The sequence below is a fragment of the Cytophaga sp. FL35 genome (genome assembly GCF_014349235.1).
GTDB lineage: Bacteria > Bacteroidota > Bacteroidia > Flavobacteriales > Flavobacteriaceae > Euzebyella.
Map to the genome: position 1 here is coordinate 299,960 of NZ_JACSOH010000002.1, position 10,924 is coordinate 310,883.

Consider the following 10,924-nt stretch of genomic DNA (forward strand, 5'->3'; position numbering starts at 1 on the left):
TTAGTTTAAACATTTTAGAATTGATTTAGCGCCTCATCTATGTAGGCCAAAAATCCCTCCTTAGTGGAAATACCCTCCTTTTCCTTTTCCCAGGCCGCGGCAAAGTGGTAGGCAATAGCATTGGCCGTTGGTTTAAAAACAATGATATGGTCATGATCCGCCTCCGTAACTTTTTCCACATCACTCTTTTTGTAGAAGATTACCATACCCAATTGATCGGGAACCAAGGTCTGTTCCCCATAGGTAGCTATATAGGCCCACTCACCATTATCGCTGTCTTTTTGAAGCAATTCTACATCCTCAAATTTTACGATACCGGTACAGAGCCCGTTTACGGCCATGGAGGGATTTAAGGTAACCTTGGTAATCCTGGAATCCGGTTCAATGAAAAGGTCAGTCTTTAAATCGATGGTTTCTTCATTGGCCGTCCACCCATTGTAGTTCAAGGTGACCCCGGAACCTTTTTCCGAATTTGAAACCGCAACGTCACGTGATTTTACATCCTTAAAATGAGCTACCGATGATACACCGTCAAATCTTCCATAAGAACCTATTCCTAAGGAACTTCCGGCTTTTAGAATATCCATGCCCCATGGAGAATCCTCATGATAGGAATCATAATTGTCCCTTCCCACTTTGGAAAGCACCATGGTATCTACTTTTTTTCCAAAAATATCTATGGCATTCCTCCAATCGAAATAAAGGCGATATCCTACTTTATTACTTTCCCAACCAGGCCCTTCATAACGTACATAATAAGAGTGATCGGTTAAACTGTCCGGAGCTTTCAAATATTCTAGATTCTTAAAAGTCAGATTCTCTCCAACATATTTGGTTCCTTGCCACTCACCACCTTCTTTTACCGAAATTTCGGCATAGGTCTTTATATCACTTTTGGCACTTGCCCGTTCATTTTTCTCCTTAGCTAGGTCTGCCGATTTTTTTGAGGGCGACTCTTTACAGGATAATATAAATATAACGGCCAGAAGACCGCCTAAAATGGGTTGATTGATTTTCATATAGTTGAATGTTTATTTGAAATAGTAAGATACCATTAATTTGAATTACAATTGTTTACTCTTAAAAAAAGGAGTTTGACAAAATTGCTTTTGCCAAACCCCACCAAACTAAACTAACTCAAGAATAAACATTGAATTTTAAATACCGCCTCCTGTTAATTGTATGCCGGATTTTGAGGAAAATCGTTGTTTTGATTAAGGTCCAAAGCTTGCTGTGGAATTGGCCTAAGAATCTTTTGCGCTCCTACACCGTTGAAATCTGCTTCAGTTATTTGAGCATTGTATAGAGAAGCTCTTTCTACCAGTTTACCGGTTCGTTTTAAGTCAAACCATCTATGGTACTCACCAAATAGCTCTCTTCCCCTTTCATCCAAAATATAATCCAAATCAAAATCCGCCATGGTCGCGGCAACTACTCCTGCCCTTTGCCTAACCACATTAAGGCGCTCGAGCCCTGTAGCTGGGTCGCCTGCTTGTAAATAAGCTTCAGCGGCCATTAAATAGGTCTCTGCTAATCTTGCCAAAACTATGTCCCTTGTACTAGATCTACCACCAAAAGCTACACCCTCTGCTGGGTCATCAAATTTTTTAACACAAATAACCTCATAATCCAAGGATACTTGGTCTGTCCACTCGGAAGAGTATTCTCCCCATCTATGATATTTAAATGCGGGAGCCAAAGTAGTAGTGTTCACATAATCCAAGCTGTCTGTCTCCGTAAACCATTGCGGTTCATAAAATTCAATAACAGAAAGACCATCATGCTCCGCTTTTGGTACGCGATAAAAAGTAAAATAGGAAGGACCCGTATAATCATCTGTATCAATATAGAACACCTCTGTCATAAAGGTTGCATCCCAACGAGCATCATCTTCTGTGAACAAGCCTAAGGCAAAATTGGTAGGACATGCAGAGTAATCTCTTGAGGGCGCCTGACCCAGAACTTCTGACCCGCCAAGATACGATCCAAAATAAGCATATTGGCGACTACCTAGACCATCTGGATCGGCATTGATGGAGCTAGCATCAAACTGTACAGAGAAAATGACCTCTTCGTTCATGTCATTACCAGGCGTAAACACATCTTCAAAAGGCAAGTTTAGACCTTGCCCGGCTAATACTTCATCTGCCAAAGTGGCTGCCATACTAAAATCGTTATTGGAACCAAAATCCTCATAAGCCCTGGTTAAATAAACCTTAGCCAGTAAATTTCTTGCAGCACGCTTATTTACCCTTCCATTATATGATCCATTGGAGGCACCTGCAATAGCATCTTCCAAATCTGAAATAATTTGCTGATAAACTTCCTCAGCAGAATTACGGTCAAATTCCAACACAGGAGCATCATAATAATCAGTTATGGCCACACCACCGTAGGTTTGTACCAATAAGAAATATGATAGGGCCCTCATAAATTTCACCTCCGCCAAAAGAACTGGAAGATCGGCCGTCTGTTCCGTAATTTCAGAATAATATAATGCCCTATTTGCTAATTGAATGGCCTCATAACATTCATTGTATAAATGGTCAACATCACTGGAAGTTGAATTTAGATCTGTATATTCCGCTAAACCTAACGGACCTCTTCCTCTACCTTTAGAGTACAAGTCCGTACCTCCAATAAAAGGCCAAGGTGTATCTCCATAAATATTCCTTAGTTGGGAATAGTTTGCATTTACTAGAGAATTAAAACCTTCCGGTGTCACGTAAAAAGTTTCCGCAGATTCACTTGATAAGTTTTCTTCTTCAATATAGTCGCTACATGAGGTTAAAGCAGCGAATAAAAATCCTATGAAATATATTCTTTTCATTTTTTTAAAGTTTTAAGCTTAAACCTAATTGATAAGTTATGGAACTTGGCCTAGCCAAATTCTGATCGGCATCTGCCCATTCTGGATCCCACCCTTCAAATTCACTCGCAGCAAATACAAAAGGATTGAGTACGTTGGCATAGATCCTAAAGCCTTTGATATTTAACTGATCCAATACCGATGGACTAAAGGAATATCCCAAGGCTATATTTTTTACCTTCACAAAAGAAGCATCTCTATAGAATCCAAAATCTGTTCCCCAAAACTGCCCTTGACCCCTAGGTCTTGGAATTTCATTGGAAACTTGAACGGGAAGACCGGCTCCGTTTTCAGGAACATAATAGCTATCCCAATCCAAATGGTTTCTTCCACGATCGTTGGGATCGCCAAAGCTGTCGTTCAAAAAGTCGCTTCTCACCAATACGCCTTGCAACGCAATAGCGGAAACAGTCAGATCAAAATTACCAACTCTTAGATTGGAAGTAATTCCACCGATCCAATCCGGTTGATTACTCCCCAGTACAATTCTATCATCATCTGGATCAAACATCCCATCTCCATTTATGTCTTTAGGCCTAGCCTCCCCTTCTTTCATACCATAGGAAGCGGCCTCTGCGGCTTCGCTAGCCTGCCAAACGCCATCAAAGACATAATTGTAATGGGCATTTAAGGCTTCACCAATGAAAAATCCATTACCTGGGTCATCCTGCTCACTTTGACCGTAGACAGATTCAAGGGAATTAACATTTTTACTGAACGTGAAATTGGTTTCCCAGGAGACATTTTCTGCCTGTATGTTTCTCGTAACCAAGGAAACTTCTACTCCCTTATTGCTTAAAGAACCAACATTGTTATTTACGCTAGGGATACCTGCTTCTATGGGCAAATCTTGTCTAACGATCAAATCTTCGGACAGTCTATCGTACACATCTACAGACCCAAAAATTCTATTTCTTAAAAAGCCAAAATCCAAACCAAAATTCAATTCACGTGTTCTTTCCCAAGACAATAATTTATTGGCCAGTTCATTGGAGATAAATCCGTTGACCGCATCACCATTAAAATCGTAATACCTTTGATTGTTAACTCCGTTTAAAGTAGAATAAGGGTCTACATTATCATTACCGGTATACCCAATACTAGCTCGTAATTTTAGGTTATTTATGATTTCACTATCCTTTAAAAAACCTTCTTCGGAAAGTTTCCAGGCCAAGGCCAGGGATGGGAAATTTTGCCATTTATTTCCTTCGGATAAAACTGAAGAACCATCCCATCTAATGGATGCCGTTAATAAATACTTATTCTTGAATCCGTAATTTAGCCTTCCCGCATATGACATCAAGGTGTTTTTTCTGTAACCTGATGATAAGTTAAAACTACTCTGCGCACCCGAACCCAAATTGTACCATAATGTTTCAAAAGGTTGGCCATTGGAAAAGGCATAAGATTCTTCCGTTCTATTGGAATAGAAACTTTGTAGTCCTAAAAAACTCAAAGTATGATCGTCATTGAAAGTATGGTTGATATTAAATTGATTGTCCCAAGTATAATTGAAGTTTTCCAACTTATCCAAACTTGCCGTATTGGTTCCGCCATTGGATTGGCCTACGTAGGACTCGGCAGCATAGGCTTGACCATGTCTTCTACTAAGTTGCCCTGCGGAAAAGGTTGTTTTAAATGATAACCAATCAAGTGCATTATACTCTACAAACATATTGGCAAGGGTTCTCCACCTTCTTATTTCTTGATTGGAATTGGCAATCTCCACTAATGGATTTAAAGTACTTGTCTTATTGAAGGCCCAATCGCCATTAGGGTACACCAGCTTTCCAGGCTGAAAAAACAATTCACCTTCCAACTGGTTGCCATTTTCATCTATTGCCCATGGAGATGTAAGCGGACTTAACCTAACAGCATCTCTTGCCGCTTGCTCACTACCCAAATCGTTAATTTCATGGGAAAGGGTCAAATTAACCCCCGCAGAGAACTTATCATTAAATTTATGACTGACACCTCCCTTAAACGTGTATTTGTCCAGCTGTTCCTTAGGGAGTAATCCTTTGTCCTTTTGTAAACCTAGAGCTAGATTGTACGCCATTCCATTTTCTGACCTTCCGTTCACCGAAATGTAATTATTCTGCAACTCCCCATCTCTATAGACGGCATCGGCCCAATCAAAATTGTAACCGGCATTAGCCCTTTTAACAAGCTCAGGACTATTATTGCTAGCTAATGAAAAGTTATTCTCCGGGGTATCACCCAAGGGGTCATCTTGATTCAAATAAGCCGTTTGGTGATAGGCCCACCATTCTTGACCGTTCATAAAGTCAGGAAACCGAGCCCTGCGGACTATACCATAAGAACTTTCAATGTTCACAGAAATACCCCCTTTGGCCGTAGCTCCACTTTTGGTAGTAACAATTACCACACCGTTGGCCCCTCGAGAACCATAAATTGCCGCCGAAGATGCATCCTTTAAAACATCTATCCTTTCAATATCCTGTGGATTAAGAAAATCAATACTGCCTGTAGGCACACCATCTACCACAAAAAGTGGCTGCGTATCTCCACTAAAGGAATTATTACCTCTAATATTTACATCAAATCCATCACCGACCCTACCTGTATTGGTTGTAATTACCACACCGGGTAAATTTCCCTGAATACCTTCTAGTGGGTTGTTGACACTTCTTTGGGTAATATCTTCGGTTGAAATGCTGGTTACGGAGCCGGTAAGGTCCTCTTTTTTAACCGAACCATACCCCACTATAACTACTTCATCAAGTGATTCCGCATCCTCCTGAAGAGTAACAGTTATAGATGTCCTGCCATTTACCGGCACCTCTTGAGTTGCAAACCCCACATAACTAATAACCAAAACGGCATCGTTAACCGGTAACGTTAAAGTAAAATTACCGTCAAAATCTGTTTGCGAGCCTGTAGTGGTTCCCTTAACCACTACACTGGCCCCGGGAAGGGGTTCATTTAAGGTTGCATCATACACCGTTCCGTTTACGGAGGTTCCCTGTTGCGCTCGGGCAACACCCAAAGAAAAGATAAAACAAGCCATTAAAGCTAGCTTACCTCCAATGGAATACCCATTTTGTTTGATTAAAATTTTCATTGTTACTGTAATTGTGTTTAGTTAGTTTACATAGCTAATTGACCATAATATCTTTCGCATTAAGTAAATTTTACCTTATTTAATTTTGAAAGAAGAAATCATCATCATTTTTATGTAATCGATTACTCAATATTACTAAAAATTTTATTTCCAGTATCGTTTTTTTTAAAGTAATTTACTTTTTCAACAATTTAGCACGTAATATTTTGCTTTTTTCACCAATTAAAGCCGCGCTAATAACATATTATATAATTAATTTAACCTTGAAGCTTAAAACTTTTGAAATTACTCTGTATATTGTAATCGATAACACCTAGAACTTTACCCTATATTTGGCCCAGTCACAATTAATCCTAGTCTAACTTAAGAACACGGATGAAGAAAAAAACCACTATTTACGATATCGCCAAGGAATTGAACATTACTGCGGCGACCGTATCCCGCGCACTAAATGACAACCCTAGGATAAGTGCCGAAACCAAAAAGTTAGTACTGGAAGCTGCTACAAGACTTAATTACAAGCAAAATAGGGTTGCCCAAGCCTTAAAGAGCGGTAAAAGCAAAAATGTTGGAGTGGTTCTTCCCTACATTAACAGAAACTTCTTCTCATCTGTAATTAGGGGAATTGAAGAAGAGCTCAACCCTAAAGGGTACTATGTGATAATTAGCCAGACGCATGAAAAGGAGAATAAGGAAATAGACATTGTACAGAACCTTTTGGATGCACAGGTGGATGGGATAATTATTTCCGTTTCAAGGCAGACCAATAGCAATAAACATTTTGATCAGGTATTAGCAAAAAATGTACCCCTCATATTTTTTGACCGAAAAAAAGAAATTCCCGGTACCAGCTCTGTTACCTTGGACGACTTTAATGGGGCCTATAGAGCTACCAAACACTTATTGGAGCAAGGTTGTAGGAAAGTTGCGCACATGACTATTGACCTTAGCCTTTTAATTTATCAAAATAGGTTAGGTGGTTATAAGAAAGCACTATCCGAGTATGGCATCGAATTTAATCCAGAGTATGTTATTGCCTTGCAAAGTGAAATTACGGCTGGTAAGGATGCGGCTAAAAAACTAATGGAGTTACCAGAACCACCGGATGCCATATTTTCCGCAACAGATTTGGGTGCATTAGGCGCCATTCAACATCTAAAAGAAGTTGGCATGAACATTCCAGAGGATTTTTGTGTAGTGGGTTTTAGTAACGAACCTTTCACCCAGTTCATGGAATTACCCATTAGTTCCGTTGACCAAAATCCAGTTTTAATGGGAAAAACCGCAGCCAAGGTCTTTTTGGAGCAAATAGATTCCGAGGGTGTAAAAATTGAAAAAAATGTGGTTTTGAATCCTACCTTGGAAATCAGGACTTCTTCCCAAAAGAAATAAAATGAATTAGGGTTTCACTAAAGTGAAACCCCTCTTTTCCACGGAATGAAATCATTTTGATTGAGCACATCGGCCTTTGCCGAAATTTCTCCACTCGCCACCTTAATGACGTGTTCCAATATTTCTTCGCCCATTTCTTCAATAGACTTTTCTCCTCTTATGACCCCACCGGTATCAATATCAATTATATCCGGCATACGCTCGGCCAAAACTGTATTGGAAGAAACCTTTAAAACCGGTGCTATGGGGTTTCCTGTGGGTGTACCTAACCCTGTAGTAAAGACCACGATATTGGCTCCAGAGCCCACCATTCCTGTGGTACTTTCTACATCGTTTCCTGGTGTACACAACAAATTTAAACCAGGTTTGGTTACATATTCACCATAGTCTAGAATGGCTTCAATGGGAGAGGTACCCCCTTTTTTTGCGGCCCCCGCAGATTTCATGGCATCCGTAATGAGACCGTCCTTAATGTTGCCTGGCGAAGGATTCATATCAAAACCTGATCCAGCCGCCACTGCAGCATGCTCATACGCCTTCATTAATTTCATAAACCTTTGTGCATCTTCATCTTGAACGCATCGGTTTACCAATTCTTGTTCCACTCCGCACAACTCCGGAAACTCGGACAATATGGGAGAACCTCCCACAGCGGCCAAAATATCCGAGGCATAACCTAAGCTAGGATTGGCCGAAATACCGGAAAATCCATCAGAGCCCCCACATTCCAAGCCCATTTTTAATTTTGAAATAGGCGCGGGTTGTCTCTTAATTTTATTGGCCTCCTTAATACCCTCAAAAGACTCTGCTATAATGGTATTGAGCATTTGGTCTACCGTACCCATTTGTTGCTGTTCATAAATTAACACAGGCTTCTCCAAATTGGGGTCTATGGTATTTAAAGCACCTTTTAGAATTTGTATTTGAAGGTTTTGGCAACCCAAACTCAATACCGTTGCCCCGGCCACATTGGGATTTTTTACATAACCCGCCAAAAGCTTGGCAAGTGTTTCGGAATCTTGCCTTATACCTCCACAACCACCTTGGTGGGTAATGAAACGTACTTCGATATTTTCAAAGGTTTGTTCACCCTCCGTCTCACTTTCATTAATGGCAGCGGCAGGATTTCCGCTGATCAAGTTTCGTAAAAGCTGCCTTTGCTTATTTACCTTGCCAATGGAAAGTTCCTTTTCAAAAACATCCTTTAAGATTTCAATGTTTCGGTTTTCACAAAAAACCAAGGGAAAAAATAACCATACATTGGCGGTACCTACCTGACCATCCGGTCTGTGATAACCCATAAAGGTCCTATTTTCCCACTTTGAGACATCTGGGGGGCTCCAGTTTACCGACTCAACAGTCTTTTTCTCTACCGGACTACTTTCATGCCTAACATTGGTAACCGTTAAAGCCTCTCCCCTTTTCACTTGAGTAACGGCCTTACCTACGAGCACACCATACATGATTATTTCATCATTGGCTTCCAAATTTATTAAGGTGATCTTGTGTTTCGCCTTTACATCTGAAAGGATGATAATATCTTCTCCTTCAAAAGTAACCCTATCTCCCTGAACCAAATCTACCAAGGCAATGGCAACGTTATCTTCTGGCTGTACTTTAATTAGTTTAGTTTGCATCCTTTATGCTTTTAATTCATCTTGAAATTGCTCAAACCCTTTTTGAACACCCAAGGTGTCCAAATTTTTCAAAGCCAGGGCCACACCTTCTTTTAAGCCTTTTACCTTAGTAAGGTCTTGGTCCCAATAATTGGTATTTTCCAAAACTCTTTGTGCCACTTCTTCAAAGGTAGACGTTTCCCAAATAGATTTTAAATTATCCATGATTGCCTGGTCATCATTTACGGGCATTGACCTATTCTCAAACTCTCCCTTATAAAATTGGAGCAAGCATGCAAAAGCAAAAACCAAATGTACGGGCAACTTCTCCTTACGATCAACATACTCCAATAAACTAGGCAATACCCTAACCTTAAATTTAGACATGCTATTAAGGGCAATACTTGATAACATGTGTTTTACAAAGGGGTTTCTAAACCTATCAAAAACAGCATTGGCAAAAGCTTCCAATTCTTCCTTTTCCATATCCAATGTCGGGATAATTTCTTTAAAAACCGCGGATTGAATAAAAGGACCCGTGAATGCTTCGTCCACACTTTCCTTAACCGTTTCATTGCCATACAAAAGGGAAAATGGAACCATAGCTGTATGGGCTCCATTTAAAATACGCACTTTTCTAGTTCTAAAGGGCTGCATATCATCAACAATTTTGACATCCAGATCCGTTTTACCAAAAGGCAACTTGGATTTTAAATCCTCTCCTCCCTCAATAACCCAAAGAAAGAAAGTTTCTGCACTTACGATCAAATTATCCTTATAAGCTAACTGGCTGTTATATTCCTCTATCTGGTCTTTAGGATAACCCGGCACAATCCTATCCACTAAGGTGTTATGGAAACTACAGGCATTTATAACCCAAGATTTAAAGGCTTCTGACAAACTCCAAAGGTCAATATAGTCCAATACAATTTTCTTTAAAGTATCGGAATTGTAATTGATCAGTTCACAAGGGATAATAGTTAAGCCTTTTTCCGTATCCCCATTAAAATGGTTGAACCTATGGTGTAGCAAAACAGTAAGTTTTGCAGGAAATGAAGTTGGTGGAGCCATGTCAGGGGTATCACTTTCCACGTAGGCAATTCCTGCTTCAGTTGTATTGGATATAATAAATTGTAATTCCTCCTCTTCTGCCAATTTCAAATAAGCATTAAAGTCTTGGTAAGGATTTATTCCCTTTACGATATTGGTTATGAGTTCTTTCTCCTCAATTTCCTTTCCCTCCTTAATTCCTTTCGTGAACAAGGTGTATAATCCGTCTTGATCATTGAGCTTGGAGACCAATCCTTTTGAAATAGGTTGAACTACAGCAATACCCGCATTGAAATCCACTTCTTTATTGAGTTTTTGAAAAGCGTATTCAACGAAAGCTCTTAAAAAATTCCCTTCACCAAACTGCACTACCTTTATAGGAAGTTTATTTTCGGTATTGGTTAGTTGTCTGTTTAAATTGTTCATTGGGTTGTTTCTTTAAGTTAGTGTGACGATACATGTGATTCAAATGCATCTTAAAATAGCAAAGGCGAACGACCTTTGGTAGGCCATCCGCTCTTAGCAATCGTTTCTTTTCTTGGTCCTTATCTAGCTACCCTACCGGAAGCATCGCCTCCCATGAGCTTTTCCACCTCGTCCACGGTCGCCAGGTTGGCGTCCCCCTTGATGGTGTGCTTCAGGCAGGATGCCGCCACCGCAAAGTTCAGGGCGTTCTGGTCGTCCTCAGGGTATTTGAGCAGGCCATAGATCAGGCCGCCCATGAAGGAGTCTCCCCCGCCTACCCTGTCCACGATGTCCGTGATCTGGTACTGTGGGCTCTCGTACATCCTTTCCCCATCATAGAGTACGCCCGCCCAGGTATTGTGCGATGCGCTGATCGAACCCCTCAAGGTGGTGATCACCTTTTTAGCCTTCGGGAACTTCTTCATCATTTGCTTGCAGACCGATAGA

7 protein-coding genes are annotated in these 10,924 nt (G+C 40.4%); 1 reads left to right on the top strand and 6 read right to left on the bottom strand.

The features are described 5' to 3' along the window. Positions 1-14: 14 nt before the first annotated feature. The 3 genes from BIZ36_RS02460 to BIZ36_RS02470 all read right to left on the bottom strand — a co-directional run bounded on the left by BIZ36_RS02460 (position 15) and on the right by BIZ36_RS02470 (position 5,954). Positions 15-1,019 carry a DUF4861 family protein gene (locus BIZ36_RS02460; RefSeq protein ID WP_222937158.1) on the bottom strand — a complete coding sequence of 335 codons (1,005 nt, stop codon included), beginning with the start codon at positions 1,017-1,019 and terminating at the stop codon, positions 15-17. A gap of 155 nt (positions 1,020-1,174) precedes the next feature. Next, positions 1,175-2,830 (bottom strand): RagB/SusD family nutrient uptake outer membrane protein, encoded by a 1,656-nt coding sequence (locus BIZ36_RS02465; protein WP_187456273.1) that lies wholly within the window; start codon positions 2,828-2,830, stop codon positions 1,175-1,177. A 4-nt stretch (positions 2,831-2,834) separates the two neighbouring features. Beyond that, positions 2,835-5,954: a SusC/RagA family TonB-linked outer membrane protein gene (locus BIZ36_RS02470; RefSeq protein ID WP_187456274.1), complete on the bottom strand. Its 3,120-nt coding sequence runs from the start codon at positions 5,952-5,954 to the stop codon at positions 2,835-2,837. A gap of 375 nt (positions 5,955-6,329) precedes the next feature. Here BIZ36_RS02470 and BIZ36_RS02475 point away from each other — a divergent pair, with 375 nt between their 5' ends. Then, positions 6,330-7,346 (top strand): LacI family DNA-binding transcriptional regulator, encoded by a 1,017-nt coding sequence (locus BIZ36_RS02475; protein WP_187456275.1) that lies wholly within the window; start codon positions 6,330-6,332, stop codon positions 7,344-7,346. A 17-nt stretch (positions 7,347-7,363) separates the two neighbouring features. Here the strand turns inward: BIZ36_RS02475 and BIZ36_RS02480 are convergent, their stop codons facing one another. From BIZ36_RS02480 to BIZ36_RS02490, 3 genes are all read right to left on the bottom strand, one after another. Continuing rightward, entirely contained in the window at positions 7,364-8,983 is a 1,620-nt protein-coding gene (locus tag BIZ36_RS02480; RefSeq protein ID WP_187456276.1) for a UxaA family hydrolase, read from the bottom strand. A gap of 3 nt (positions 8,984-8,986) precedes the next feature. After that, the gene (locus tag BIZ36_RS02485; RefSeq protein ID WP_187456277.1) at positions 8,987-10,438 is read right to left on the bottom strand and encodes a tagaturonate reductase; all 1,452 of its coding nucleotides are present in this window, start codon (positions 10,436-10,438) and stop codon (positions 8,987-8,989) included. A 119-nt stretch (positions 10,439-10,557) separates the two neighbouring features. Beyond that, a partial coding sequence (locus BIZ36_RS02490) for a carbohydrate kinase family protein (RefSeq protein ID WP_286174513.1) occupies positions 10,558-10,924 on the bottom strand: 367 nt, incomplete at its 5' end.